Genomic DNA, 25,672 nt, shown 5'->3' on the forward strand with positions numbered 1-25,672 from the left:
GTCACCGCCCCCGCCACTTGGGGGGCCGCTTCTCGGTGAAGGCGGCGTGGAACTCGGCGTAGTCCTCGCCGTTCATGAGGAGGGCCTGGGTCGAGGCGTCCATCTCGACGGCCGCCGCGAGCGGCATGTCCAGCTCGGCCGTGAGGAGCGCCTTGGTCTGGGCGTACGCGAGGGCGGGGCCGTCGGCCAGGCGGCGGGCCAGGGCCTGGGCGGCCTCGTCGGCCCGCCCTTCCTCGGTCAGCTCGCTGATCAGGCCGATCCGCTCGGCCTCGGGGGCGCGGACCTGCTCGCCGAGCATGAGCAGCCGGGTGGCGTGGCCGAGCCCGACGACGCGGGGCAGCAGATAGGCGGCGCCCATGTCGCCGCCGGAGAGGCCGACCCGGGTGAAGAGGAAGGCGAACCGGACGCTGGGGTCGGCGACCCGGAAGTCGGCGGCGAGCGCGAGGACGGCGCCGGCGCCGGCGGCCACCCCGTGCAGGGCCGCGATCACCGGGAACGGGCACTCGCGTACGGCCCGGACGACCTGTCCGGTCATGCGGTTGAAGTCGAGGAGCTGGGCGGTGTCCATGGACAGGGTCGCGCCGATGATGTCGTCGACGTCGCCACCGGAGCAGAAGCCGCGGCCCTCGCCGGCCAGGACGAGGGCGCGTACCGCCCGCTCCCGGGACAGTTCGGCGAGCAGATCGCGCAGGTCGGCGTAGGCGCCGAAGGTGAGCGCGTTGAGCTTCTCGGGGCGGGCCAGGGTGACGGTGGCGACTCCGTCGGCGTGCTCGACCCGCAGATGCTCCCAGTCGGAGGTGCGGGCGGCGGAGCCGGTGAAGGGACTCATGACGTGCGGCCTCCCCAGGGCGGACGGCGGGCACTGCCTCGGCGAGCTCACCCCTTCGAGCTCTCTCCGAAGTTATCACCTGTCTTTGACCGCCGTCACGACCACGCGATAGCGCTCCGGCACGCTCGGCGACCCTCAGGCGCGCTCCGCGACTCCGGGCCATGACCCGCGGCTGTCACATCCGTCACGACTCGTCGACGCGCGGGTAACGACGGGGCACCCCGGGCGGGGGCGGGCGCCGGCCTGGGTATGCCGCCCAGCAGTCGGGGCGACGGCCCCGAACGGTGCCCGCCGGACGCCCGGAGAGACGGCGCCGTACCATTCATAAGGTTGAAGGCAGGACAGCCTGCTCATGAACGGATCCACCTTGCACGATCGCCCCCCGTCCTCCACCTCCTGGCGCGTCGCACTGCCGCACTCCGCCGCGGCCGTGCCGGTCGCGCGCGCCCTGGTCCGTTCGGCGCTGGCGGATGTCGAGCACGCCGCGGACAGCGACACCGCGGAGTTGCTCACGGCGGAGCTGGTCGCGAACGCCGTGGAGCACACACCCGGGGACAGCCCGATAGAGCTGGTGGTGGATCTGCACCCGTCGGGCTGCCAGGTCGAGGTCCACGACCCGGACCCGGCGCCGCCGGGCCAGCTGACGCGGCCCATGGTGGAGGAGCCCGACCCGTGGCAGGAGCACGGCCGGGGCCTGCTGCTGATCCGCGCGCTCAGCTCGTCGTGCGGCCACCGCCCGACGGCGTCCGGCAAGGCGGTCTGGTTCCGGCTGGCGGTCGTGCCCGCCCAGCGCCGGCCGCACCAGTGAGGACGGCTCAGGCCAGCGTCGCCACCAGGACCGCCTTGATCGTGTGCAGGCGGTTCTCCGCCTCGTCGAAGACCACCGAGTGCTCCGACTCGAAGACCTCGTCGGTGACCTCCAGGGACGTCAGGCCGTGCGACTCGAAGATCTCCTGGCCGACCTTCGTGCCGAGGTCGTGGAAGGCCGGCAGGCAGTGCAGGAACTTCACGTCCGGATTGCCGGTGGCCCGCAGCACGTCCATGGTCACCGCGTAGGGGCCGAGGGCGGCGATCCGCTCGTCCCAGACCTCCTTCGGCTCCCCCATGGACACCCAGACGTCGGTGGCGACGAAGTCGGCACCGAGGACGCCCTCGTCGATCTTCTCGGTGAGGGTGACGCGGGCGCCGCTGACCGCGGCGAGCTCCTGGGCCCGCTCGACGACCGCCGGGGCGGGCCAGTACGCCTGCGGGGCGACGATCCGGACGTCCATGCCCAGCAGGGCGCCGGTGATCAGGTAGGAGTTGCCCATGTTGAAGCGGGCGTCGCCCAGGTAGGCGAACGCGATGCCGGGGACGGGCTTGGCGGAGTGCTCGGTCATGGTGAGCACGTCGGCCAGCATCTGGGTGGGGTGCCAGTCGTCGGTGAGGCCGTTGAAGACGGGCACGCCCGCGCAGGCGGCCAGCTCCTCGACCTTGGCCTGACTGTCCCCCCGGTACTCGATCCCGTCGTACATCCGCCCGAGGACGCGCGCGGTGTCCTTCACGGACTCCTTGTGGCCGATCTGGGAGCCCGTGGGGTCCAGGTAGGTCGTGGAGGCGCCCTGGTCGGCGGCGGCGACCTCGAAGGCGCAGCGGGTGCGCGTCGACGTCTTCTCGAAGATCAGCGCGATGTTCCGGCCGCGCAGGTACTGGGCCTCGTCCCCGGCCTTCTTGGCCGCCTTCAGCTCGGCGGCCAGCTCCACGAGCCCGAGGAACTCCTGCCCGGTGAAGTCGAGCTCCTTGAGGAAGTGGCGGCCGGCGAGGGCGGTCGGGACAGTCGCCATGGGGGCGCTCCAGAGGTGCGGGGAACAAAGATGGTGGAAGTCTATACGACCTTTAGAATTAATATACGGCGCCCACCCCGCACGGCCGTCACGACCGCCCCGTCCGCCTAGACGGCGTCGCGCTCGATGGGGCAGCTCATGCAGCGCGGCCCGCCCCTCCCCCGGCCCAGCTCGCTGCCGGGGATCTCTATCACCTCGACGCCCTGCTTGCGCAGATGCGTGTTGGTGGTCGCGTTGCGTTCATAGGCGACGACGACGCCGGGCTCGACCGCCAGCACGTTGCAGCCGTCGTCCCACTGCTCCCGTTCGGCGGAGTGGACGTCCTGGGTGGCGGTCAGCACGCGGATCTCGCTGAGGCCGAGAGCGGCGGCGATCGCGCGGTGCATGTGCTCCGGCGGATGGTCGGTGACCTTCAGCTCCTTGTCGCCGGCGCCCGGTTCGATCGTGTAGGAGCGGAGCATGCCGAGCCCGGCGTACTGGGTGAAGACGTCGCCGTCGACCTGGGTCATCACGGTGTCGAGGTGCATCAGGGCCCGCCTCTTGGGCATGTCGAGGGCGACGATCGTGCGGGCCGATCCGGCGGCGAACAGCTTGTGGGCGAGCATCTCGACGGCCTGCGGGGTGGTGCGCTCGCTCATGCCGATGAGGACCGCGCCCCTGCCGATGACCAGGACGTCCCCGCCCTCGATGGTGGACGGGTAGTCGGCCTGCCCCTCGGACCAGACGTGGAAGTCCTCGTCCCGGAAGAGCGGGTGGTGCCGGTAGATCGCCTCGAAGTGCACGGTCTCGCGCTGCCGGGCGGGCCAGCGCATCGCGTTGACGGAGACGCCGTCGTAGATCCAGGCGGACGTGTCACGTGTGAACAGGTGGTTGGGCAGCGGTGCGAGGAGGAAGTCGTCGAGCTCCATCACGTGGAAGCGCACCGAGATCGGCTCGGCGTGCGCGTCCAGGAACTCGCGCTTGGTCATCCCGCCGACGAGCGCCTCGGCGAGCTCGGGCGAGGGCAGCCCTTCGAAGGCCGCACGGAGGTGGTCGGTGGCGAGCACCCCGTACTCCTTCTCGTCGAAGACCCGGTCGAGGACGAGCCGCCGGGCCTCCGGGATCTCCAGGGCCTCGGTGAGCAGGTCGCCGAACAGGTGGACCTCGACCCCGCGGTCGCGCAGCACGTCCGCGAACCCGTCGTGCTCGGCGCGCGCCCGGCGCACCCAGAGCACGTCGTCGAAGAGCAGGGCGTCCTTGTTGCTGGGGGTGAGCCTTTTGAGCTCCAGATCGGGCCGGTGAAGGATGACGCGGCGCAGCCGCCCGGCCTCGGAGTCGACATGCAGTCCCATGCCTCCATCCTGACCAAAGGGAGCCGCGTTCACCCCCTCCTTGCCGACGACTTCTTCTCGTCCTGTTGACGACAAGCCGCGCGAGCCTTTATCGTCGCCGTGACGAGAAAGAGGGGACAGGCTCCATGGTCGACATCACCCGGCGCCTCGGCTGGCGCCATCTGCGCGGTGCGCCCACCGCGCACATCCGCCACCACCGCGGCGGAAAGCTGCTGCACGACGGCCCCGGCCTCAGCTTCTGGTACCGGGCGCTGACCGCCGCGCTCTCCGAGGTCCCCGTCGACGACCGGGAGCTGGCGATGACGTTCCACGCCCGCACCTCCGACTTCCAGGACGTGGCCGTGCAGGCGACCGTCACCTACCGGATCAGCGACCCCGCGGTCGCCGCGGCCCGCCTGGACTTCTCCATCGACCCGGACACAGGCGTGTGGCGGGGCGCTCCGCTGGAGCAGCTCGGGACGCTCCTGACGGAGACGGCCCAGCAGCACGCCCTGGATGTGCTGGCCCGTACGCCGCTGGCGGCGGCCCTGGCCGACGGGGTCACCGCGGTGCGGGAGCGGATCGCGGCCGGCCTGGCCGGCGAGCCCCGCCTGCCGGGGACGGGCATCGAGGTGGTCGCCGTACGGGTGGTGGCCCTGCGTCCCGAACCCGAGGTGGAGCGGGCGCTGCGCACCCCGGCCCGTGAGCAGATCCAGCAGGAGGCGGACCGGGCGACGTACGAACGGCGGGCGGTGGCCGTCGAGCGGGAGCGGGCGATCGCCGAGAACGAGCTGGCCAGCCAGATCGAACTCGCCCGCCGCGAGGAGCAGTTGGTCGACCAGCGCGGCACCAACGCGCGCCGCGAGGCCGAGGAGGGCGCCGCAGCGGACGCCGTGCGCGCCGAGGCGGAGGCGGCCCGGACCGTACGCCTCGCGGAGGCGGAGGCCACCCGGTCCGTACGCCTCGCGCGGGCGGAGGCCGAGGGGGCGCGCGAGGTCGGCGAGGCGCGGGCGCAGGCCCAGGCGGCCTGGCTGCGGGTGCACGCCGACGTGGACGTGGCGACGCTGCACGCGCTCACCGGGACCCGGCTGGCGGAGAACCTGCCGCGGATCGACAGCGTGACCGTGACACCGGACCTGCTGACCGGGCTGCTCAGCCGGCTCGGAGCACGGGAGTGAGCCTCGCCCCGCGGGTGGTCCTCGTCCACCGCACCACGGAGTACCAGGAGCTGGTGGCCCGGCACGGCACCCACGGCCAGGCCGCCTTCTTCCTCTCCTCCCGGGGCCGGGACATCGAGGAGATCGCGGACCGTCACCACCGCACCCGCCGGGCGCTGGCCGAGGTGGCCGCGGCGGTCCCGCTGACCTGGCGGCAGGCCCGGGTGGAACGCGCCGACCTGGACCGCTTCCTGTTCGCGCCCGAGGACGTGGTGGTCGTCGTCGGGCAGGACGGGCTCGTCGCGAACGTGGCCAAGTACCTGGCCGGCCAGCCGGTGGTGGGCATCGACACCGACCCCGGCCGCAACCCCGGCGTGCTGGTGCGGCACCGCCCGAAGGACGCGGCCGCCCTGCTGACGGCCACGCAGGCCCGCACGGCCCGCTGCGACGAGCTCACCATGGTCGAGGCCGTCACCGACGACACACAGCGCCTGGTCGCGCTGAACGAGATCTACCTGGGCGCCGCCGGACACCAGACGGCCCGCTACCGCCTGGGCCTGGAGGACGACGGGGGTGTCGTCGAGGCCCAGGCCTCGTCCGGGGTGATCGTCGGGACCGGCACCGGGGCGACCGGCTGGCTCCGGTCGGTGTGGCAGGAGCGGGGCGGGCGGCCGGCGCTGCCCTCCCCGACGGAGGAGCGCCTGCTCTGGTTCGTGCGGGAGGCCTGGCCGTCCCCCGCCACCGGGACGTCCCTGGTCGCGGGGGAACTGGCCGCCGCGGGGCGGCTCGCCCTGACCGTCGAGTCCGAGCGGCTGGTGGCGTTCGGGGACGGCATGGAGTCGGACGCCGTGGAGCTGACATGGGGGCAGACGGTCCGGGTCGGGGTGTGCCCGGACCGTCTGCGCCTCGCCGGCTGAACGTCACAGCCGCGGGTCGACCGGCTCCGACTCCAGCGCCAGCACCCCGAACACCGCCTCGTGCACCCGCCACAGCGGCTCGCCCCCGGCCAGCCGGTCCAGGGCCTCCAGGCCGAGCGCGTACTCGCGCAGGGCGAGGGAGCGCTTGTGGTTCAGGAACCGCTTGCGCAGCCGCTCCAGGTTCTCCGGGCGCGTGTACTCCGGGCCGTAGATGATCCGCAGGTACTCGCGTCCCCGGCACTTGATGCCGGGCTGGACCAGCCGGCCCCGCTCGTCGCGCACCACCGCGCCGAGCGGCTTGACGACCATGCCCTCGCCGCCGCGGCCGGTCATCTCCAGCCACCAGTCGACGCCCGCCCGGACCGACTCCGGGTCACCGGTGTCGACGTACAGGCGCCGGGTGGTCTGCAGCAGGCCGCTGCTGTCGTGCTCCACGAGGCGGTCGAGGAGCGCGAGTTGCTCGTCGTGCGGGAGCGCGGCGAGGCTGCGGCCCTGGACCGCGAGGACCTGGAAGGGCGCGAAGCGTACGCCGTCCAGGCCGTCCGTCGTCCAGCAGTAGCGGCGGTACGCCTCGGTGAACGCGGCCGCGTCGGAGGCCCGCTCCCGCTGGCGCGCCAGCAGTGCGGAGACGTCGACGCCCCGCCCGGCGGCGCCCTCCAGCGCGGCGAGGGCACCGGGGAACACCGCTTTGGCCGCGGCGCCGACCGCCGCGTACTGCGAGCGCAGCAGCCCGGCGGCCTTCAGCGACCACGGCATCAGCTCGGCGTCGAGCAGCAGCCAGTCGGTCTCCAACTCGCTCCACAGGCCGGCCTCGCCGGCCGCCGTGCGGATCCGGTCCAGGATCGACTCCGTCACCGCCGGGTCGTCGAAGAACGGGCGGCCCGTGCGGGTGTGGAGGGAGCCGGTCACGCCGTCCTCCACCCCGAAGTGCCGGCGCGCCGCCTCGGCGTCCCGGCACACCAGGGCCACGGCCCGCGAGCCCATGTGCTTCTCCTCGCACACGACCCGCTCGACGCCGTCCGCCGCGTACTGCGCGAACGCCTCCGCGGGGTGCTCGAGGTAGCCCTCGACCGCCGAGGTCGCCGTCGGCGCCATGGTCGGCGGCAGGTACGGCAGCAGCCGCGGGTCGACCGCGAAGCGGCTCATGACCTCCAGGGCCGCCGCCGCGTTCTCCTCGCGGATCGCGACCCGCCCGTGGTGACGGGTCTCCACCACGCGGCGCCCGTGCACGTCCGCCAGGTCGAGCGGCCGGCCGTCCTGCCCGCCGGGTGCCTCCGTGCGCAGCGGCCTGGCGGGCTCGTACCAGACCTGTTCGGCGGGCACGTCGACCAGTTCGCGCTCCGGCCACCGCAGCGCGGTCAGCTTGCCGCCGAAGACGGCACCGGTGTCCAGGCAGATGGTGTTGTTCAGCCACGTGGCCTCCGGGACCGGGGTGTGGCCGTACACCACGGCCGCGCGGCCCCGGTAGTCCTCCGCCCACGGGTAGCGCACCGGCAGCCCGAACTCGTCGGTCTCGCCGGTGGTGTCGCCGTACAGGGCGTGCGAGCGGACCCGACCGGAGGTGCGGCCGTGGTACCTCTCCGGCAGGCCGGCGTGGCAGACGACGAGCCTGCCGCCGTCGAGCACGTAGTGGCTGACGAGCCCGTCGATGAACTCCCGGACCTCGGCGCGGAACTCCTCGCTCTCGCCCTCCATCTGCGCAATCGTCTCGGCGAGTCCGTGCGTGTGCTGGACGTTGCGGCCCTTGAGGAAACGGCCGTACTTGTTCTCGTGGTTGCCGGGCACGCACAGCGCGGCGCCCGACTTCACCATGCCCATCACACGCCGCAGGACACCCGGGCTGTCCGGGCCGCGGTCGACGAGGTCGCCGACGAAGACGGCGGTGCGGCCCTCCGGGTGCACGCCGTCCACGTAGCCCAGCTTGCCCAGCAGCGCCTCCAGTTCGGACGCGCAGCCGTGCACGTCACCGATGATGTCGAACGGCCCGGTGCGGTCGGTGAGGTCGTTGAAGCGCTTCTCGGTGACGACGGTGGCGTGCTCGACCTCCTCGGCGCCGCGCAGGACGTGCACCTTGCGGAAGCCCTCGCGCTCCAGGTGCCGCAGGGAGCGGCGCAGTTCGCGCACATGCCGCTGGACGACGCGGCGCGGCATGTCGGCGCGGTCCGTGCGGGCCGCGTTGCGCTCGGCGCACACCTCCTCAGGCACGTCGAGCACGATGGCGATGGGCAACACGTCGTACCGCTTGGCGAGCTCGACGAGCTGCCGTCGCGCGTCCTGCTGGACGCTGGTGGCGTCGACGACCGTACGGCGGCCGGCCGCCAGGCGTTTGCCCGCGATGTAGTGCAGGACGTCGAAGGCGTCCCGGCTGGCGCTCTGGTCGTTCTCGTCGTCGGCGACCAGGCCCCGGCAGAAGTCGGAGGAGAGCACCTCGGTCGGCTTGAAGTGCCGGCGGGCGAACGTCGACTTGCCGGAGCCGGAGGCGCCGACGAGGACGACGAGGGAGAGGTCGGTGACGGGCAGGACCCGCCCGTTCGCGGTTCCGGTCATGCGGCCTTCGCCTCCTTCTTCCCACGGGTCACGTCACGAGCGAACACGGCCATCTGCGTCGGCGGCCCCACCTCGGGGTCGTCGGGTCCCACCGGTACGAACTCCACGCCGTAGCCGTGCCGTTCGGCGACGGCCGCGGCCCACGTGCGGAACTCCTCGCGCGTCCACTCGAAGCGGTGGTCGCCGTGCCGGACGTGCCCGGCGGGCAGGCTCTCCCAGCGGACGTTGTACTCGACGTTCGGGGTGGTCACGAGGACGGTGCGGGGGCGGGCCGCCCCGAACACCGCGTACACCAGGGCGGGCAGCCGGGGCGGGTCGACATGCTCGACGACCTCGCTGAGCACGGCCGCGTCGTACCCCTCGAGCCGGCTGTCGGTGTAGGCGAGGGAGCCCTGGAGGAGCTTCACGCGCGCTGCCTGCCGCTCCCCCATCCGGTCCAGCTTCAGCCGACGCCCGGCGATCGTGAGCGCCCGTACGGAGACGTCGACGCCGACGATCTCGGTGTACGCCGGGTCCTTGAGCAGCGCCTGCACCAGCTGGCCCTGCCCGCAGCCCAGGTCGAGCACGCGGGTGGCACCGGCCGCCCGCAGCGCGGCGAGGATGGCCTCGCGGCGCCGCACGGCGAGCGGGGCCGGCCTCTCCTCGGCCTCCGTCTCGTCGGCGACCGCGTTGTCGATGTCCTCGACCTCGCTGTCGTCGGCCTCCGCGAGCCGTACCAGTTCCAGCCGCTCCATCGCCTCACGGGTCAGCGACCAGCGGCGCGAGAGGTAGCGGCTGGTGATCACCTTCTGCTCGGGGTGGTCCGGCAGCCAGCCCTCGCCGGCGCGCAGCAGCTTGTCGACCTCGTCGGAGGACACCCAGTAGTGCTTGGCGTCGTCGAGGACGGGGAGCAGCACGTACAGGTGCCTGAGGGCCTCGGCCAGGGTCAGGGTGGCCGACTCCAGGACGAGCCGGACGTAGCGCGAGTCGCCCCACTCGGGGAACCGCTCGTCCAGGGGTACCGGCTCGGCGGTGACGTCCCAGCCGAGCGGCTCGAACAGGCGCCGTACGAGGGCGGCGCCGCCCCGCGCCGGCAGCGACGGCACCTCGATGCGCAGCGGCAGCGGCCGGGCGGCCAGCTCCGGGCGGGCGGTGCACACGCCCCGCATCGCGCTGGAGAACACCGCGCTCAGCGCCACGGCCAGCAGCGAGGAGGCCGCGTACGGGCGGTCGTTGACGTACTGCGCGAGCGCAGCGTCGGGGGCGCCGCCGCGCCCCTTGCCCTTGCCGCGCCGGACCAGCGCCACGGCGTCGACCTCCAGCAGCAGCGCCGCGGTGCAGCGCTCGGCGTCCGCCTCGGGGTAGAGGACGTGGGCCGTGCCGAAGGAGGTGGAGAACGCCTGGGACTTCTCGGGATGCTTGTGCAGCAGGTAGCCGAGATCGGTGGCCGGGCGCTCCGGGGTGCCGGTGGTGGTGAGGGTCAGGAACACGGTGGATGACCTTGACGTAGTGGTCTGAACTGCGGATACGCACACCGTATCGAGCGGGCGCCGGCGGCACCCGGGAATTTCGGGCGCACGACGACGCCCCGGGGGCGGGTCCCCGGGGCGTACGGACGCGAGCTCCGTGGCCGCTACGACAGCTGCGACTGGACCTCGGCGGAGATCAGCTCCAGGTGGTCCAGGTCGTGCAGGTCGAGCACCTGGAGGTAGGTCCGCTGCGAGCCGGCCTCCTGGTAGCGGCCGATCTTCTCCACGACCTCCGGGGCCCGGTTCCGGTGGGCGTCACCGGGGTCAGCCCGCCTCCCGTTCCGCCAGGACCTCGTCGCGGTCCGCGAGTCTGCGGAGCATCTCCATGACCCGGTCGCGGGATTCGTCCGCGGCGTCGATGGCCTCCATGCAGCGCCAGTACGTCGTCTCGTCGTCGGCCGAGCTGGCCACGCCGACCAGCGCGATTCCGGCCTCGCCGAGCAGACTGCCCAGGTTCATCAGGGCCTGCCGCGCGTCGCCCAGCTCGGTGAGCTGGGCGGCGCGTAACGCACCCTCCGCGAGGTCCGGGACCTCCAGGACGCCGCAGCCCCGGCCCGCGAGCTCGGTCAACCCGATGGCCTCGCCGCGCAGTTCGGGCGGTCCGTAGACGGCGAGCCGGCTGCCGATCGCCTGGGCGAGGGCCTGGGCCTGCCACACCTCGGTCATGATGTCCGGCGCGCCGTCGCTTCCCGCCAGCGCTCGCCTGCTGTTCACGATCAGCCGCACCGCGTCCATCGCAGTCCCCGTCCGTCTGGACGCGCTGCCCACACGTCCACCTGAACTCCGAACTCCCTTGTCCACTACCCAGAGTGAAGGGACTTGAGACGAAAAGCCAGAGGAAGGCGGAAATCTGCGGACAACTTTTCGGATACGGGCCGCCGAATCGCCACGGAGAGTGAAAGTGGAACTATTCACTCAGGGGCACCCGGCTGCTCGCCGGGGCGCGGGAACCTCCGCTCGTTCCGGTCGATCTTCGCGCCCAGCGCGGCGAGCGGGTCGACGCCGAGCACCTCGCACAGCTGGAGCAGATACGCCAGCACGTCCGCGACCTCGTCCCGCACCCGGGCCGCCGTGTCGGCGTCCTCCATGACCCGGGCGGACTGCTCCGGGGTCAACCACTGGAAGATCTCCTGCAGCTCGGCGGCCTCCACACTGAGCGCGGAGACGAGGTTCTTCGGGGTGTGGTACGGCTGCCAGTCGCGCGCGGCGGCGAACTCCGCGAGCCTGCGCTGGAGTCCGGCCACATCAAGGGGTTCCGTCACGGCTCCAGGTGTACCACCGTCACCCCGTCCCTCTCCGCCAGGCCCGAGGGGTCGCTCACCGACCCGACCAGCCGGACGTGCCCCCGCTCCCCCATGCGTGCCGCGAGCCCGGTCAGCTCCGCGCGCTGCACGGGGTCCAGGCCGCGGTCGAGGCCGTCCGCGAGGACGCCCAGCGTCTGCAGGGCGGCGGGCACCTCGCACACCGGGTCGACCTCCAGGACGCCCGGTCCGGTCAGCAGCACCAAGGACAGTGCGAGATAGCGCAGTTCCCCGTGGCCCAGCCGGCCGAGCGCGGTGCGGACGCCGTCGCCCCGGTCGAGCAGTCCGCGGACCGTCCCGTCCGCCAGCAGTTCGGCGGCGACGTCCGTCACCGGGCCGGCGCATCCGGCGCGGGCGGCGGCGACGAGCCGGGCGTGCCGCCGGGTGCACTCGGAGCGGGTGCGCCACAGCACGTCGGCGAGGTTGTCGCAGGAGCTGAGCAGCCGGCCCGAGCCGACCGGGACCGCGGCCCGCATCCGCTCGGGCCGGGGATCACAGGCGAACACCGAGCGCAGGGCCACCACCAGTTGCTCGGCCGCGGCGAGGACCCGCCGCTGCCCGTCCGTCGTGCCGGCCACCCGCAGCGGCAGCAGCGCGGTGCCGAGCCGGTCGTCCGGGAGCGGGGCCCGCGTCACCGGGGTCTGCCCGGCCGTGAGCCAGGCGGCCTGCACACTGCGCCGAGCAGGGTCGCGCAGGGCCGTCTCCAGCAGGACGACGCCGCCCGCGCTCAACCGTTCCCCGACGATGCGCGGTTGGGGTTCCGCCTGCACGGCCACATCGAGCCGTACCGGGCCCTCGGGACCGTCGGCGGTGCAGCCGATACGGAAGCCGCGTCGCCGCTGGGCGTCCGGGCGCGCCCGCTCCGGAACGCAGGCCTCGGGATCGGGGAACGCCTCCCCGACGGTACGGCCGCCGGCGAGCCCGGCCAGTGCCTCGAACGCCCGCAGCGCGGTCGTCTTGCCGGACCCGCTGGGTCCCACGAGGAACGTGCACGGGCCGAGCGGCAACACGGCTCGGCGGTGCCCGGCGAACGCGGACAGCCGCAGTTCGACGACGTGGGGCCGGGGCGGGTCCGGCGGTTCGTCGCCCGGCCGCTCCTCGGCGGGTCGCTCCGCCGGAGCCGGGACGTGCCCACCCGGTCCGGACGGGCGTGCGGGGGCCGCGGCCCCCGCCCGACGGCCCTGGGGTGGCACGGACACGGCACCGGAGACAGAGGAAAGGCCCATGTCGGGACCGTAGAGCCGTCGTCCTCAGGCGAACCGTTCCACCCTCGCGGGCTTCCTACGAACGGGGTACGGCGCCGCGTGGCGGGCGCGGTGTCTCACGCGCCGGGGACGCCGGCCGTCTGCATCAGTCCGCTCACCTCGGTGCCGGGCGGGGTCAGCAGGAACACGTTCCGGTCGACGCGGTGCATGCCGCTGCCCAGGCCGAAGACCACGCCCGTGCTGAAGTCGAGCACCCGCTTGGCGACCTCGTTCTCGGCGCCCGTCAGGTCCAGCAGCACCGGGATGCCCGCCATCAGGGTCTCCGCGACCTCCCGGGCGTCCCCGAACACGTTGACCCGCAGGACGACGAAACGCCGCCGCGGCTCCGTCTCCGCCTCCGGCATCGCACGGTGGTCCACGGCCGACGGCCAGGCGTCACGCCCCCGCAAAGGCACGACCTGGGCGAGCCCCTCCCACTGTTCATCGGTGACGTCGTAGCTGTTCACCGGCTCACCCCGACCTGACTCGCCCTCAATGCCTGCACCGGTCAATTCTTACGCCAAGTCACCCGTTCGGCCCAACACCGACACGGCCCGCGACGGAATCACACCGTCCTCGCCGGGCGTGGACGGGTCCGGCGGCGGCTCCGGAACGGGGCCGCCCGGCCCGGGTACCCAGGGCGGGCGGACCCTTGCCCGGCCCGCGTGCGACCGCGCCGGACGGATGACAGACTGATGTCTCGGGCCGGGCGGTGCGTGGCGGAGAGTCCGGGAACGGCCGGGAAACTCCCGCGAGCACATGGATGACGCCGGTGTGCCCCGCTGCCCCGGGCTCGTGTCGGACGTGCGGACGGCGGTGAGTTTCTGTGACAGCGAGCGACGAGACGAACGCTGTTGCCCCCGTGCCGGGAGGGTTCGCCGGGCAGACGGTCGTGGTCGTGGGCGGCAGTTCGGGCATCGGCCTGGAGACCGCCCGGCAGGTGCGGGCGGCCGGCGGGGACGTGATCCTGACGGCCCGCGATCCGGAGCGTCTGGAGCGGGCGGCGAAGGAACTGGAGCCGTTGAGCACGGCCGCGTTCGACGCCATGGACGCCGACCGTCTGGAGGGGTTCCTGCGGGACCTGCCCGGACAGGTCGACCACGTCCTGGTGACGGCGGGCAGCCCCTCGTACACGCCGCTCGCCGACCTCGACCTGGCCGCCGGCGGACGGGACTTCGGGGGGCGGTTGGCGATGCTGCTCGCGGCGGGGCGGGCCTCCCGGGACAAGGTCAGGCCCGGCGGGGCGCTGCTGTTCATCGGCGGCACCGGTGCCCGCCGTCCCGCCCCCGGGATGGCCGTGATCGGCGCGCTCACCGCCGCCCTGCCCGCGCTGGCCGCGAACCTGGCCGTGGAGATCGCCCCGGTGCGGGTGAACCTCCTCGCCGCGGGCTTCGTGGACACGCCCCTGTCCGCCTCGCTCCTGGGGGAGGAACTGGAGGCGCGTCGCGAGGAGTTGCGCAGGACGCTGCCCATCGGCCGGGTCGTCGGGCCGGGCGACATCGCCTCCCTCGCGCTGCACATCATGGCCAACGGCGCGCTCACCGGCGCCACCTACGACATCGACGGCGGCCAGCAGCTCGTCGCGCGCTGAGCGCCCGACGTACCGGCGTACGGCCGCACGCGCCGACGTCCGCCCGGCGCCGCCGCCCTCCGAGACGGGAGCCACGCAACCATGGACATGAAACTGGAGGTCGTCGTGGTGCCGGTGTCCGACGTCGACCGGGCGAAGGACTTCTACACGGCGCTGGGCTGGCGGCTCGACGCGGACGTCGTCACGGACGATTCGTTCCGGGTGGTGCAGGTGACCCCTCCGGGCTCACCGGCGTCGGTCATCTTCGGCACGAACGTCACCGAGCAGGCACCGGGCACGGCGCGCGGTCTGCACCTGGTGGTCGACGACATCGAGGCGGCCCACACCGAGCTGAAACGGAACGGCGCCGAACCGAGTGAGATCTTCCACGACGCCGGGGGCGTCTTCCACCACGGCGGCACGGACGCGCGGGTGCCGGGGCCCGACCCGAAGCGCGGCAGCTACGGCTCCTTCCTGTCGTTCAGCGACCCGGACGGGAACGGCTACGTGCTCCAGGAGGTCACCACCCGGCTGCCGGGCCGTCTGGACCCCTCGACCACGGCGTACGCCTCGGCCGACGACCTGGCGGGCGCCCTGCGCCGGGCCGCCGCGCACGGTGAGCACGAGGCGCGCACCGGCGCGGAGGACCCCGACTGGCCGGACTGGTACGCGCGGTACATGGTCGCGGTGCAGGCGGGGACGGAGCCGCCGGAGTGACGTGACGCGGGGTCCGGCGGTCAGGACCGTTCGTCGAGCAGCCGGGCGAAGGCCGCAGCGACGCGGGCTACGGCGGGGTCGTCGTCCCGGGACAGCCGGTCCAGCACCTCCCGTACGGCGGTCCCGGTCGCCGGCAGTTCGACCAGCGCCTGCGTCAGCCGGATGCGCGTCGCGGAGTCGGCGTCGGGGGCGGCGAGTTCGCCGGTCAGGGCGGCCAGGACGCGGTCGGCGCGGGCCGGGGCCCCGGACAGCGCGCCGAGGACTTCCGCCGCGTCGACGTCGTTGACGCCGTCGACCACCATGCCGACGAGCACGGGTACGGCCGCGGTCACGCCCCGCCGGCCCAGCGCGAGGGCGGCCGGGCGGCGGACCGCCGGGTCCGGGTCCTCGAGGGCGTCCTCCAACGCGGCCGCCGCCGCGGGGAGCTCGGCCAGGTCGGCGAGCGCCCGCGCGGCCCGCCGCCGGGCCTCGGGGTCCCCGTCGCGCACCGCGGCGGCCAGGGTCGTCACCCCGGCGTCGCCGGTTCGGGCGAGTGCCCAGCGCAGGGCGCCCGACACGACCGGGTCCGGCTCGGCCAGGACGGCCTTGGCCAGCAGCTCGGCGGGCACGGGGACGTCGTCCTGCCGGGCCAGGACGGCCTGTTGCCGGCGTGCGGCATGGGGCGAGTCCAGGCCCTGCATGAGTTCGACGACGCGCAGGACGTCCTGCCAGCCGGCCGGCGCCGCGGCGTCGATCGCGCGGAGCCGTTCGAGCAGTTCCCGTTCGCGCTCCAGCCGCTCCTGCGTCCACCGGATGAGGTCGCCGACCAGGGCGACCGGGGTGAAGGACGGGTCCCGCAGCGCCTGAGCGACCTGGTGGAGCGAGAGGCCGAGGGACCGCAGGCTCTCCACGTGGAAGATCCGGCGGACGTCCTCGGCGGAGTACTCGCGGTAGCCGCCGACGGTACGGCCGGTGGGCCGCACCAGACCGAGGGCGTCGTAGTGCCGGAGCATCCGCGCGCTGACCCCGGAGCGCCGGGCGACCTCACCGATCAGCATGGGCCGGTCCCCGGGGCCGCCGTCGGAGCCGGGGCGGGCCGCGCGGCCCCCTCCGGGCCGAGAGCGACGGTCCGCCTGGCCTCGTCCACCGCCGCGTCGAAACCGGTCTCCGGCCGCTGCCGGAGCACCTCGGTGGCGGCGGCGTGCGTGGCCACCGCCGGGTCGGGGTCGGCGGTGGCCCGCTCCAGGGCCGTCCGGGTCACGTCCCCGAGGTCGACGAGCGCCCGGCTCAGGCTCAGCCGTACGGCCCGGTCGCCGCGGCCCAGGTGCCGGACCAGTTCACCGGCCAGGTCCGCGCGGGTCTCCTCGTCGTCCGGCGCGAGGGCGACCGTGACCCGCCAGGCGGTCCGGGCCACCTCGTCGTCCCGGTCGTGCAGCAGCGCACGCGGGATCCAGGTCCACGCGCTCCGGTCGCCGATCTTGGAGAGCGTGTGCAGGGCCTGCGCGCGGGCCTGGGCGCGGTCGGCGTCGAGTTCCCGCCGGATCCTGGCCAGGGCCGGCCCGGGCGGCAGGCGGGTCAGGGCCCAGGACAGCATGTCCCGTACGAAGAAGTCCGGTTCGACGGCGCAGCGTTCGACGAGGGCGTCCAGCAGGCCGAGGTCGGGGGCCGAACTGGCCGCCAGGGCCGCCTGGAGCCGGACCGACGGGTCCTCGGCGCCCAGGGCGCCGGTCAGGCGGGCGTTGCGCGGGGTCGTGTGGGTCGGGTCGATCGGAACCACCTCCTGCACCCAGGGGACACCTTGTCACCGTGTCAAGGTCAAGGCGCACGGTCCCCGCCACGGGTACGGGGGATTCCGAGCGGTGTTCCCGCCGGAGCGCCTGCGCGTCGAGCGGTTCCGGCCGAACGCCTCCCTGCGACGCGCTGACCCACGCCGGTCCCCGGGTACCGTCCGGTGGCCGCGAGGGGGTGTGCGGCAGGTGTGAGGTCGCCCTCCTGGACGGCGAGCCGGAGCACCGGGACGGCGTCGGCGCATCGCCCGGCCGGTCGTACGCCCGCGTCTCCCGGGCGCGGTCGGCCACGCTCACCCTCGACCTGCGACGGACGGGCCGGTGCCACACTGGAGGGCGTGACGGGGACGGACCGGCAGCTCGACCGGCGGCTGGAGCAGGCCATCATCGGTCTGCTGGAGCGCCGCGCGGCCACGTCCTCGATCTGCCCGTCCGACGCCGCCCGCGCGGTGTACGACGGTGACGGCGCGGGCTGGCGCGCCCTGATGGAACCGGCCCGCCGGGCGGCGTGGCGGCTCGTGGCGGAGGGCAGGGTCGAGGTCACCCAGGGCGGCGAGCCCGTCACGGAGGCCGAGGCCCGCGGCCCCCTCCGTATCCGCCGCGCGGGCTGGTGACGCACTCGCCCGCGCCCCGGTCCGACATCTGCCGGCCGGAATCTTCCCGGCACTCGAACACCTTTGGCCATGAATCGCCGTCCGGCCGTCTATCCGCGTAGACGAAGAGCCTCCACACTGAAGCCGCACTCGCACGAGCACGACCGCCGTGCGCCGCACGGCGGTACTTCCGGCATGCCCCCACCCGGGCAACGCCCTTGCATGGAGGACAAGTTGTTCGCTGAGAGACGGCTCCGCGCGGCTCTGACCGCGCTCGCGCTGAGCGGGCTGGCCCTGACCACCCTTCAGGGAACCGCGGGGGCGGCCGCCGCCCCCGCCGCACCGGCCCCTTCCCCCACGAGCTCGCCCGTCGCCTCGATCGAGGACACGACGGCACGCGCGCTCGCCCGTACCCTCGCCGAGCCCACCTGGCGCAAGCAGGTCGCGGCGGCGACGCTGGCCGACGAGGACGTGGACCTGCTGGCCCTGACGGCGACGTCCCGAACGGCGTCCGTGAAGGCATTCCGGAGCACCCTCGCCGGGGCCGAGACGGACGTCGCCCGCGCGAAGGGGCTCGGCAAGGACGTGCCGTCCCTGCTGCGGGTGAGCCTCGCCGGCCGGTCGGTGAGCGCGGCCGACCTCGCCCGCACCACCCCGCTGGTCGCGTCGGCACCGGCCGAGGACGCCCAGGTCGTCGTCGCCTACGACAGCGCGGGCAGGGCGCACGAGCTGGACGCGGCCGAGGCGCCGGACCGGCCCGTGTACATCGTCGGCGTCGACGGGCAGGCGGCGCTGGCCGCGGGCCTGAAGGTCATCGACAGGGAACTGGCCGCCCGGGGCCTGTCCCGGCCGGACGCGTCGGTCTCCGGCTCCGCCGGCGCGTCGGCCGCGGCCTCCGGCTTCTGGACGACCCGGATCACGTCGATCAGCGTGGCGGACGTCAAGGAACCCTGGTTCAAGGGCGACGCCGAGGTGTTCGGTCTCGTCACCGGCTTCGGCACGGACGGCAAGGTCCGCGTCGACACGGTCACCATGCCGTACCTCGACAGCGCCAACACGACCTACTACCCGGGCCAGATCCTCGTCAACTGGTCGAACTACAAGTACAACCTGGCCGACGCCGTCCTCATGGAGGACGACGGCGACACCAACTACTCGTCGCTGGCCAAGGCACTCGCCGCGGCCCTGCTGACGATCACGGACCAGGGCGCGTACATCCCGCTGGTCGACGCGATCGTCGACGCCATGCCCACCTCGTGGTGGACCGACGACCCGGACTACGTCGACTCCTTCTACACCCTGGCCCGCGAGACCGCCGGCACCCGCGCGGGCGCCTCGGCCAACGCCCGGATGACGGTGGAGCGGTACTTCGTGTCGGAGCTCTGAGCCCCCGGACCCGGCCTCTTCGGGGGCCGGGTCACCCGGGCGGCGGCCACCCGGCGGGGATGCTCGGTCCCGACGTCACCGGCGCAGCCCGGCGCGACGGGGCGACCTGTAGGCCGCCGGTTCCGAGGCGTCGGGTTCGCATGGCTCCTGCGCCGGCGCCGTCTCACGACAGCCGGTCCAGGATGGCCTCCACTTCCGCGAGGATCGCCGCGCCGGCCGGCTCCAGTCGTGCCCGCTCGTGCAGCAGGGCCCAGGCGGCCCGCACGATCCCGGTGCGCTGGGCCAGGTAGCCGCGGATGTCGGTGGTGGGCACCTCGGGGACGCCCTTGTCGATCAGCAGGGCGGTCAGGTGGATCTCCCGGGCGAAGGAGTAGCAGCCGTGGAAGACCGCTGTCAGCGGCCGGTCGGCGTCGACGACAGGGCTGACGGCGCGGTCGTCGGGGTTGGCGCACAGGGGCACCAGATCGATGAGGGTGCTCATCCGGTTGTGGCCGGTCTCGTGCACCATGGTCTGCGCCGCCATCAGCGCCGGGCGTGGGCTGCTGACGATCTGGCCGCGGAAGGCGTGGATGCTGTAGTTGTGCGGCCGCAGACCGGCCCACGGCATCGGCAGCAGACGCTCCACGCACACCCGGGTCTCGTCCCAGGCCTCGGGCCACACCGCGCGCAGCAGCTCCGCGGCCTCGGTGAACTCGGCGTGGAAGCGCGCCACGTCGGCCGGTTCGACGGAGGGCAGCACCTCGGTCGGGGGCAGATGCCGGTCCAGCCACCGGGAGGGAGCGGGCACGATCCAGGGGCCGTCCAGGACGCGTTGCAGCGTCCTCGTGTCCGGCCCGCCGTCGGAGAGGGCGACCGTGGTGGCGCCGTCGCGGGCGAGGACGGATCCGTCCCCCGCGACCGTCAGCGACCAGGTGCCGGTCCCCGAGCCGACGGCGACCGCGCGGCCCAGCCGGGGCACGGCCAGCCCGCCGTCGCGGTCGGCGGGCACGCGGATCTCCGGAACGGGCACCGTGCCGGTGCAGGCCGCCAGTTCGGGCAGCAGGAAGAAGGCGAGCCAGTGGGCGAGCGGGTCCTCCTGCCGGGGGACGGGCAGTTCGCCCGGCTCCTGCTTGGCCACCGCGATCCACGAGCTGACGTCGGGGCCGGTGAGCAGCGCCTCCAACGCGGTGGCGGGCGCGGTGGTCAGGGCAGTCACCGCGGCCTGGTAAAGCTCGCGTTCCGGCTCGCCGGAGGTCTGCGCGAAGCGCCGTAGCACCAGTTTCAGCAGGTCGCGCAGGTTCTTGCGGGCGAGCAGCGCGTTGAGCGGGGCTGCGGTGTCCGGGGTGCCACCACCGGGCAGGACGAAGCCGTCCGCCGGGGGTGCGGGTGCCGTGGCGACGAACCCCTTCACCGCCGCCATGTCGATGTCGAGCCTGTCGACCGGTCCTCGTGCCGCGCGTGTCGCCACTTCCCGTTCCGCCTTTCGCCTGGTCCGTTCCAGTGCGCCGCTGTCGCCGAGCTCCGTGACGGCCTGGGCGAGCCGTGCCCGGCGGGCCGCGCCGGTTCCGGGCCCGACCGGCAGCGGCCGTTGCCATGTCTCCTCGTGGCGCAGTTCGGCGCCGAGGGCGCGGTGGAGGGACTGCCAGACGGTCCTGGCGTTCACCACCAGGCTGGCGCTGAGGCTGTCGCCGGACGAGACGCCCCAGTGCCGCCACAGCAGCGGGATGTACAGCACGTCGCCCGGGTGGAGGGTGAACTCCCGCGCGTCCCCGGTCATCGGGGCGTCGCCCACGCCGGGTTCGCCGAGCAGGCGCAGCCGTCGCTGCTCGGGGTCCAGCGTGGTAGGCGGGGCCAGTCGCCAGCGCTTGCTGCCTTCGAGCTGGACGGTGAAGTTGTCGCTGTTGTCGATGTGGGAGCCGATCGAGGAGCTGCCCTCGGTGAGGAACACGTCGCACCACAGGTCGTCCCAGTCGAACGTCTTCCGGGCCGCCACGCACAGCTCGGCCACGCCGGGCAGTCCCTCGCGCAGCCCTTCGAGGAACCAGATGGAGCGGCCGTCCGTCTGGACCCCGGTGGTGGCGTCGGACAGGGCTCTGACCTCCTCGCGCCCTGGTGCCGGGGCGAGGAAGTCCCGGGCCGCGCCGCGCAGGACGACCGGCGCGCGCCTCCAGTGGTTGTCGAAGAAGTCGTCGTCGAGCACGGCCAGCGGTTCCGGCCGTCGCTCCGTGGTGGGGCTCATGCTGCCGCTCCGTTCCCGAGTAGCCGGTCCTGTGCGTCGATCTGCCGCGCGAGCCAGGGCTGCCGTTCGATCCCCAGACGGTCACCGAGTCCGGCCGCGAGCCGTGCCGCGTCGGCGTGCAGCGGATAGCGCCGGGCGAAGCCGAGGAGGGCGCGGTGCGCCTCCTCGTACGCGCCGCTCCGCAGGGTGCACAGGGCGGCGAGGAAGGCGGACTTCACCTCGATCGTGTCCGTGCGTTCCCCCGTCGCGCGCCGGAACCACTCCCCCGCCTCCGTGAAGGCCCGCCTTCCGTAGTGGGACAGGCCGATGCCGTACGCCAGCCAGGAGGAGCGGCAGCCCGCGTGGGCCGCCTCGTGCCAGCACCGGCCGGCCTCGTCGGGGTCGCCCGCGGTGTGCAGGTGCAGCAGGCCCAGCAGGGCGGTGCCGACCGCGCCGAGCGGATCCAGTTCGGCCTCGTACCGCTCCGGCGGCAGGGGGTCCGCCGCGCCGCGCAGGGCGGTGAAGGTGGCTTGCGGCAGGGGCAGGGCGTCCCGCTCGCGCTGCCGTGTGCCGCGTCCCAGCTCCCCGGCGAGCAGCGGGGCCAGGTCGCGTCGGGACTCCGGCAGGAAGCCGCTGCGTACCGAGTACGTCATGGAGTCGACGTTGCCGAGGAGGCCGTGCCGGTCCAGCAGGCGCAGGAGTTCGTCCGGCTGGTGGTCCTGGCCGGTGCGTACGTCGGCGAACCAGTCCAGGTCGAGGTCGACCCGGCTGGCAGGGTCCTGGGGCGTGGCGCCGAAGCTGGCCGGGGTGTGGACGGCCAGGTCGAGACCGCAGACGCGGGTGTGCAGCGCGCCGTGTTCGTCGAAGCGGGTGGTGTCGAGGGCGTCGGGTTCCGCGGCGATCACGCTGAGCGCGGCGAGCAGCCGGCGCCGGGCGGCCGGGGAGTCCGCTTCCCGCGTGGCGCGGACCCAGGTCAGTCTGGACACCAGGCCGAGGGCGGCGCCGGCCGCGTAGAAGTCGTCCAGGCCGTAGCTGCCGTCGACCTCTCTGATGGGCAGTTTGCGGTTCTCGGCCTCGACGGGGTGTTCACCGGTGAGACGGGTCAGCCGCGCGGCCGCCGCGCGGGTGAGCGGTTTCAGGTCGAGGTGCCGGTCGAAGCAGACGACGGACTCCGCCCGGTAGCCCAGTCGCGTCCAGCTCGCCACGACCTCGCCGTGTTCCTCGTGCAGCGCGATCACGGGATCAGTCCCTTCCTCCGGAGGGCGTCGCGGGCGCGGCCGACGGCGTCACCGCGTCCGCCGGTGGTCCCGGCGGCGACCCAGCCCGGCCGGGGTTCCGCCTCTCCCAGCAGGGCGGCGGTCAGGGGGGTGCTCAGCGCGCCCGCGAAGTACCGGCCGCCGCAGGCGACGAAGACGGCGGGTGCCGTGGGCGCGCGCTCCGGGTCGCGCTGCGGGCGGGCGCCGTCCGTCCAGGCGGCCCAGGAGCCCTCCCCGGTGCGGCACACGTGCGGGTGGCGGATCAGATAGCCCGGTTCGGGGTGCCGGGCCAGGGTCTTGACCAGGGCGGCCAGCAGTTCCCGCTCGATCAGCGGCGCGGTGTCCGTGCCGTGTCCGGCCTTGTCGAGCAGGAAATCCCCGAACGCCTCGGTCACCGACCGGCCGCGGCACAGCCCGAGCATGTCGACGTCGGCGCAGTGGGGGCCGCGCAGGAACTCCGCCACCGCGCGCTGTCCGGCGTTGTGCCGGTTCGGGTACAGCGCGCGCAGGCTGCCCTCGAAGTGTTCGCGCAGGGGGACGCCGCCGATGGCGCCCTGGGAGATGCCCTGGGTGAGTTCGTGCGCGACCCTGGCGAGCTGTTCGGCGTCCACCGCGCGCAGCGCGGCGGGTGCGGCCGGGTCCATGGCGGCGACGCCGTCGACGCCGCCGGTGCGACGGGGGCTCGGGTAGGTGAGGCGCTGCTTGAACGCCCGGTTGAGTTCGGTCAGTTCGCCGCCGACCACCGGTCCACCGCCTTCCGCAGACGTTGGAGGTTGGGGAGGCTCTTGGGTACCAGCGTGCCGGTCCTGTCGTAGTTGGGGTCTTCGTAGGTGACCGCTTCCAGCCGGGGGCACAGCTCGAGGAGCCGTTCCGCCAGGATCAGTTGCTCGTCGAGGAGCACGCCGTGGTGGAGGTCGAGGAAGCGGTCACGGCTGATCGCCGAACCGGAGAGGTGGAGTTCGGTGCACTGGTCGAGCGGCAGCCGGTCCAGGTCGGCGTAGAGGCCGGCGCCCCGTTCGCCGCGCCACCATCTCCAGCTGATCAGGTGCCCGACGTCCAGGGTGACGTCGGCGCCGCTGAGTTCGGCGACCCGGCGGAAGAAGTCGTAGGCGTCCATGTCGCCGACGACGACGGTGACGCCGTCGGTGAAGCCCGGGAACTCCACGCGCAGCACCGGGTCGAGTTCCCGCATCGCCTCGCGGATGGTGCCGGCGACGTGGGCGACGTTCTCCTCGACGAGGTAGGGCGGCAGCGGATAGGGCATGGGGATGCCGCCCAGGGACCACATGCCGAGGTCCTCGACGACCCACTGCCAGTCGAAGTGCCGGTGCAGTTCGTTGGTGAACGCGTAGACGGGGCCGCGGTCGTACGGTTCGACGGTGCCGAGGTTCAGCATGGTCTGGTGCAGGGCGACCGGGGTGCCGGCGGGGAGCTGGTCCATCAGGCGCCGGTACGGCTCCACGTAGTGTGCGGCGTGCAGCGGCACCGGTCCGCGGGGCTGGAAGGCGAAGGCGTAGTAGGCGTAGTCGCCGCCGTGCCGGGCGAGGAAGTTGCGGACGCGTTCGTTGGGTCCCGCCTCGTCGGGGTCGAAGCCGATCGGGGCTCCCCAGGGCAGGTCCATTCCGGCGCCCAGTCCCCGGCGTGCGGGGCGGCCCGTGCGGCCGGGGCGGGGCAGGGGTTCAGCTGTGGTCACCGACATCCGCCTCCTTCAGCAGGCCCAGCAGTCTGCGGCCCTGTTCGGTACGGGCCGTCAGGCGTCGTACGACGCCTGACGAGCGGAGGGTGACGTGCCCGGGTCCGATGCCGTACCGCATGCGCCAGCGCAGGTCGATCAGGCGTCCCTCCAGCGGGACGATCCAGGGGTGCAGGACCAGTTCGTCCATCGGCCGTGCGCCGCCGGCCTTCTTCCACCGCGGGTGTTTCTCGTCGTTCTTGCCGGGGAGCACCACGCGGACGGTCTCGCGGAGCCAGTCGGCCCGTTCCTCGCGCGAGGTGCCCTCGTAGGCGATGGCTCTGCCGTGCCGTCCGGCCAGGTAGCTGAAGCCGCTGTTGGACTGGAGCGCGTCCCCGTCGGCCAGGGTGAGGCCGACGCGGTGGCGGGGCTCGGAGGCGAGCAGCGAGGTCGGTTCGGCGATCATCATCTGGGCGGCGTCGATGCCGAGCCGGGCCGAGTTGCGGACGAGGAACTCCCGGCTCTCCCGGGCCTCCTCGGCCGTCTCGCCGGGCAGCCCGCCCATGACGCTGAGCCGCAGCACGATGCCCACCTCGTCGAGCAGTTCGACGATCCGCTCGTACAGGTCGGCCCGTACTCCTTTGTCGACGAGGTCGAGCAGCCGCTGGGAGTTGGTCTCGTAGCCGACGCTCATCAGCCGGCAGCCCGCGTCGTACATCCGCTGCACGAAGGCCCGGTCGGCGAGCAGGGGCTCCAGCCGGTTGCGGGTCGACCAGGTGAAGGTGTGGCCGCGGGCTCGCACCAGCTCGGCGGCGCCCAGGACGAGCCGCAGGTTGCAGTTCTCGTCGACGAACGCCACGAAGCGCGCGTCCGTGCGGCGCAGGCTGTGCTCCACGTGGTCGGCGAGCTGTTCCTGGGTGAGCTGCTGGTAGCGGCCGCGGCTGCGGTTGCCGTAGGAGCAGAAGGTGCAGCGGCCCCAGTAGCAGCCCACGCAGGAGATGAGCGGGAGCTGCGGCTCGGGGCTGAGGTACGACGAGAAGGGCAGGCCCTCGAAGTCGGGCGGCGGGTTGTCCGCGAGGTGGTGTTCGGGCGCGGGGGCGCCGCCACCCCCCGCGGTGATCAGTCCTGGTACGCCGGCGAGCGGGCGGCCCGCCTCGACCGCTTCGGCGAGCCGGTGCAGCACCGCTTCGCCCTGGGTGGTGACGAGCGCGTCGACGTGGCGGAACGTCTCGGGCCGGGCGGCGAGTTCGGCGCCCCGCATCATCAGCTGCTGTCCGCCGAGGACGACGATCGTGCCGGGGGCGTGCTCTTTCACCAGTCTCGCCACGCGGAGGGCGGGCGCGAGCTGACTGAAGTACGCGATGGAGAGGCCGAGGACGCGGGCCGGGCGGTCGTTGAGCGCGGCGAGGGTGAGGTCGTCGTATCGACGGGCGGCGAGGTCGTCGGCCGCCGGTTGCTGCTCGGCGAGGTGGAAGACCTCGGGCAGGCTGGTCACGGTGCGGGTCAGCGCGCTGCCCCGCAGCATGATGTCGAGGACGTTGTTGACCAGACGGAAGCCCACGTCCCAGGGCAGCGACGTCGTCTCCTTGCGGACGACGGTCCGGTGGAGCAGGTCGTGCCGCTGTTCCGCGAAGGACAGCAGGGTCTCGTCGAACTCGTCGAGTCCGCCCAGCCGGAGCCGCTCCTTCAGCGCCACGGGCTCCAGGAGCCGGTGGGTCAGCGCGATGTTGAGGTCGCTCTGGGCCGCCGCGACCCCGTGCCGGCGCAGGTAGGCGACGAGCATGGGGAGGCTGAGGTAGGGGAACAGGCGGGCCTCGGTCACCCCGGGGAAGACCAGATGCACCGCTGTGGGAGGTGTCCGCTGAGGCACCGCTTCTCC

General features: G+C 73.6%; 23 protein-coding genes and 1 pseudogene. 7 read left to right on the forward strand and 17 right to left on the reverse strand.

Annotated elements, in window-relative coordinates:
- Position 1: 1 nt before the first annotated feature.
- Positions 2 to 829 (reverse strand): enoyl-CoA hydratase family protein, encoded by an 828-nt coding sequence (locus tag ACFRAC_RS29520; RefSeq protein ID WP_382934425.1) that lies wholly within the window; start codon positions 827 to 829, stop codon positions 2 to 4.
- A 352-nt stretch (positions 830 to 1,181) separates the two neighbouring features.
- Between ACFRAC_RS29520 and ACFRAC_RS29525 the strand changes: the two genes are divergently transcribed.
- Positions 1,182 to 1,637: an ATP-binding protein gene (locus ACFRAC_RS29525; protein ID WP_382934428.1), complete on the forward strand. Its 456-nt coding sequence runs from the start codon at positions 1,182 to 1,184 to the stop codon at positions 1,635 to 1,637.
- Between the two features lie 7 nt (positions 1,638 to 1,644).
- Here ACFRAC_RS29525 and argF read toward each other — a convergent pair whose 3' ends face one another.
- Both argF and ACFRAC_RS29535 read right to left on the reverse strand, forming a co-directional pair.
- Positions 1,645 to 2,652: an ornithine carbamoyltransferase gene (gene argF / locus ACFRAC_RS29530; protein WP_382934431.1), complete on the reverse strand. Its 1,008-nt coding sequence runs from the start codon at positions 2,650 to 2,652 to the stop codon at positions 1,645 to 1,647.
- A 107-nt stretch (positions 2,653 to 2,759) separates the two neighbouring features.
- On the reverse strand, positions 2,760 to 3,983 hold the full coding sequence (locus ACFRAC_RS29535) for an arginine deiminase (protein WP_382934434.1): 1,224 nt from the start codon (positions 3,981 to 3,983) through the stop codon (positions 2,760 to 2,762).
- Positions 3,984 to 4,108: 125 nt separating this feature from the next.
- Between ACFRAC_RS29535 and ACFRAC_RS29540 the strand changes: the two genes are divergently transcribed.
- Together ACFRAC_RS29540 and ACFRAC_RS29545 are read left to right on the forward strand one after the other, a co-directional pair.
- Entirely contained in the window at positions 4,109 to 5,140 is a 1,032-nt protein-coding gene (locus tag ACFRAC_RS29540) for an SPFH domain-containing protein (protein ID WP_382934437.1), read from the forward strand.
- Positions 5,137 to 6,036, forward strand: a complete 900-nt coding sequence (locus ACFRAC_RS29545) for a hypothetical protein (protein WP_382934438.1) — start codon at positions 5,137 to 5,139, stop codon at positions 6,034 to 6,036. The genes ACFRAC_RS29540 and ACFRAC_RS29545 overlap by 4 nt, the downstream gene beginning before the upstream one ends.
- 3 nt (positions 6,037 to 6,039) lie before the next feature.
- On the opposite strand, the gene ACFRAC_RS29550 is transcribed toward ACFRAC_RS29545, so the two are convergent.
- From ACFRAC_RS29550 to ACFRAC_RS29580, 7 genes and pseudogenes are all read right to left on the reverse strand, one after another.
- Positions 6,040 to 8,583, reverse strand: coding sequence for a polynucleotide kinase-phosphatase (locus ACFRAC_RS29550; RefSeq protein WP_382934443.1), 2,544 nt, complete (start codon positions 8,581 to 8,583; stop codon positions 6,040 to 6,042).
- Positions 8,580 to 10,052: a 3' terminal RNA ribose 2'-O-methyltransferase Hen1 gene (locus ACFRAC_RS29555; RefSeq protein WP_382934447.1), complete on the reverse strand. Its 1,473-nt coding sequence runs from the start codon at positions 10,050 to 10,052 to the stop codon at positions 8,580 to 8,582. Before ACFRAC_RS29555 ends, ACFRAC_RS29550 begins: the two co-directional genes overlap by 4 nt.
- Before the next feature lie 143 nt (positions 10,053 to 10,195).
- A pseudogene (locus tag ACFRAC_RS29560) lies at positions 10,196 to 10,327 on the reverse strand (LLM class F420-dependent oxidoreductase); the annotation flags it as partial.
- Between the two features lie 28 nt (positions 10,328 to 10,355).
- Entirely contained in the window at positions 10,356 to 10,826 is a 471-nt protein-coding gene (locus ACFRAC_RS29565) for a DUF6099 family protein (RefSeq protein ID WP_382934451.1), read from the reverse strand.
- A 176-nt stretch (positions 10,827 to 11,002) separates the two neighbouring features.
- Positions 11,003 to 11,353 carry a nucleotide pyrophosphohydrolase gene (locus ACFRAC_RS29570; RefSeq protein ID WP_382934454.1) on the reverse strand — a complete coding sequence of 117 codons (351 nt, stop codon included), beginning with the start codon at positions 11,351 to 11,353 and terminating at the stop codon, positions 11,003 to 11,005.
- Positions 11,350 to 12,618 carry an ATP-binding protein gene (locus ACFRAC_RS29575; RefSeq protein ID WP_382934456.1) on the reverse strand — a complete coding sequence of 423 codons (1,269 nt, stop codon included), beginning with the start codon at positions 12,616 to 12,618 and terminating at the stop codon, positions 11,350 to 11,352. The genes ACFRAC_RS29570 and ACFRAC_RS29575 overlap by 4 nt, the downstream gene beginning before the upstream one ends.
- Positions 12,619 to 12,713: 95 nt before the next feature.
- Positions 12,714 to 13,103, reverse strand: coding sequence for a cell division protein SepF (locus ACFRAC_RS29580; RefSeq protein ID WP_181890209.1), 390 nt, complete (start codon positions 13,101 to 13,103; stop codon positions 12,714 to 12,716).
- A 359-nt stretch (positions 13,104 to 13,462) separates the two neighbouring features.
- Here ACFRAC_RS29580 and ACFRAC_RS29585 point away from each other — a divergent pair, with 359 nt between their 5' ends.
- Positions 13,463 to 14,227, forward strand: a complete 765-nt coding sequence (locus ACFRAC_RS29585; protein ID WP_382934461.1) for an SDR family oxidoreductase — start codon at positions 13,463 to 13,465, stop codon at positions 14,225 to 14,227.
- An 81-nt stretch (positions 14,228 to 14,308) separates the two neighbouring features.
- Positions 14,309 to 14,923, forward strand: a complete 615-nt coding sequence (locus ACFRAC_RS29590) for a VOC family protein (RefSeq protein ID WP_382934466.1) — start codon at positions 14,309 to 14,311, stop codon at positions 14,921 to 14,923.
- Positions 14,924 to 14,943: 20 nt separating this feature from the next.
- Here the strand turns inward: ACFRAC_RS29590 and ACFRAC_RS29595 are convergent, their stop codons facing one another.
- Together ACFRAC_RS29595 and ACFRAC_RS29600 are read right to left on the reverse strand one after the other, a co-directional pair.
- The gene (locus tag ACFRAC_RS29595; RefSeq protein WP_382934469.1) at positions 14,944 to 15,960 is read right to left on the reverse strand and encodes a MerR family transcriptional regulator; all 1,017 of its coding nucleotides are present in this window, start codon (positions 15,958 to 15,960) and stop codon (positions 14,944 to 14,946) included.
- Positions 15,954 to 16,688, reverse strand: a complete 735-nt coding sequence (locus ACFRAC_RS29600) for a HEAT repeat domain-containing protein (protein ID WP_382934473.1) — start codon at positions 16,686 to 16,688, stop codon at positions 15,954 to 15,956. The genes ACFRAC_RS29595 and ACFRAC_RS29600 overlap by 7 nt, the downstream gene beginning before the upstream one ends.
- Before the next feature lie 339 nt (positions 16,689 to 17,027).
- Here ACFRAC_RS29600 and ACFRAC_RS29605 point away from each other — a divergent pair, with 339 nt between their 5' ends.
- A complete protein-coding gene (locus ACFRAC_RS29605; RefSeq protein ID WP_382934477.1) occupies positions 17,028 to 17,303 on the forward strand; it encodes a DUF3253 domain-containing protein in 276 nt (91 codons plus the stop codon).
- Between the two features lie 213 nt (positions 17,304 to 17,516).
- Entirely contained in the window at positions 17,517 to 18,668 is a 1,152-nt protein-coding gene (locus ACFRAC_RS29610) for a DUF3103 family protein (protein ID WP_382934480.1), read from the forward strand.
- Positions 18,669 to 18,831: 163 nt separating this feature from the next.
- Here the strand turns inward: ACFRAC_RS29610 and ACFRAC_RS29615 are convergent, their stop codons facing one another.
- Genes ACFRAC_RS29615 through ACFRAC_RS29635 form a run of 5 tightly spaced genes read right to left on the reverse strand, consistent with a single transcriptional unit; the run spans position 18,832 to position 25,663 of the window.
- On the reverse strand, positions 18,832 to 20,886 hold the full coding sequence (locus tag ACFRAC_RS29615) for an aKG-HExxH-type peptide beta-hydroxylase (protein ID WP_382934484.1): 2,055 nt from the start codon (positions 20,884 to 20,886) through the stop codon (positions 18,832 to 18,834).
- Entirely contained in the window at positions 20,883 to 22,103 is a 1,221-nt protein-coding gene (locus ACFRAC_RS29620) for a tol-pal system YbgF family protein (RefSeq protein WP_382934487.1), read from the reverse strand. Before ACFRAC_RS29620 ends, ACFRAC_RS29615 begins: the two co-directional genes overlap by 4 nt.
- Positions 22,100 to 22,864 (reverse strand): hypothetical protein, encoded by a 765-nt coding sequence (locus ACFRAC_RS29625; protein WP_382934491.1) that lies wholly within the window; start codon positions 22,862 to 22,864, stop codon positions 22,100 to 22,102. Before ACFRAC_RS29625 ends, ACFRAC_RS29620 begins: the two co-directional genes overlap by 4 nt.
- On the reverse strand, positions 22,846 to 23,814 hold the full coding sequence (locus tag ACFRAC_RS29630) for a DUF692 family multinuclear iron-containing protein (protein WP_382934497.1): 969 nt from the start codon (positions 23,812 to 23,814) through the stop codon (positions 22,846 to 22,848). The genes ACFRAC_RS29625 and ACFRAC_RS29630 overlap by 19 nt, the downstream gene beginning before the upstream one ends.
- Positions 23,801 to 25,663, reverse strand: a complete 1,863-nt coding sequence (locus ACFRAC_RS29635) for a B12-binding domain-containing radical SAM protein (RefSeq protein WP_382934503.1) — start codon at positions 25,661 to 25,663, stop codon at positions 23,801 to 23,803. Before ACFRAC_RS29635 ends, ACFRAC_RS29630 begins: the two co-directional genes overlap by 14 nt.
- Positions 25,664 to 25,672 lie beyond the last annotated feature (9 nt).

It is taken from the genome of Streptomyces sp. NPDC056628 (assembly GCF_042792555.1).
In the GTDB taxonomy this organism is placed as follows: domain Bacteria; phylum Actinomycetota; class Actinomycetes; order Streptomycetales; family Streptomycetaceae; genus Streptomyces.

Coding starts and splice junctions, on each gene's coding strand:
- ACFRAC_RS29520 (WP_382934425.1), bottom strand. CDS start 829: ATGAGTCCCTTCACCGGCTCCGCCGCCCGCACCTCCGACTGGGAGCAT.
- ACFRAC_RS29525 (WP_382934428.1), top strand. CDS start 1,182: ATGAACGGATCCACCTTGCACGATCGCCCCCCGTCCTCCACCTCCTGG.
- argF (WP_382934431.1), bottom strand. CDS start 2,652: ATGGCGACTGTCCCGACCGCCCTCGCCGGCCGCCACTTCCTCAAGGAG.
- ACFRAC_RS29535 (WP_382934434.1), bottom strand. CDS start 3,983: ATGGGACTGCATGTCGACTCCGAGGCCGGGCGGCTGCGCCGCGTCATC.
- ACFRAC_RS29540 (WP_382934437.1), top strand. CDS start 4,109: ATGGTCGACATCACCCGGCGCCTCGGCTGGCGCCATCTGCGCGGTGCG.
- ACFRAC_RS29550 (WP_382934443.1), bottom strand. CDS start 8,583: ATGACCGGAACCGCGAACGGGCGGGTCCTGCCCGTCACCGACCTCTCC.
- ACFRAC_RS29565 (WP_382934451.1), bottom strand. CDS start 10,826: ATGGACGCGGTGCGGCTGATCGTGAACAGCAGGCGAGCGCTGGCGGGA.
- ACFRAC_RS29575 (WP_382934456.1), bottom strand. CDS start 12,618: ATGGGCCTTTCCTCTGTCTCCGGTGCCGTGTCCGTGCCACCCCAGGGC.
- ACFRAC_RS29590 (WP_382934466.1), top strand. CDS start 14,309: ATGGACATGAAACTGGAGGTCGTCGTGGTGCCGGTGTCCGACGTCGAC.
- ACFRAC_RS29595 (WP_382934469.1), bottom strand. CDS start 15,960: ATGCTGATCGGTGAGGTCGCCCGGCGCTCCGGGGTCAGCGCGCGGATG.
- ACFRAC_RS29615 (WP_382934484.1), bottom strand. CDS start 20,886: ATGAGCCCCACCACGGAGCGACGGCCGGAACCGCTGGCCGTGCTCGAC.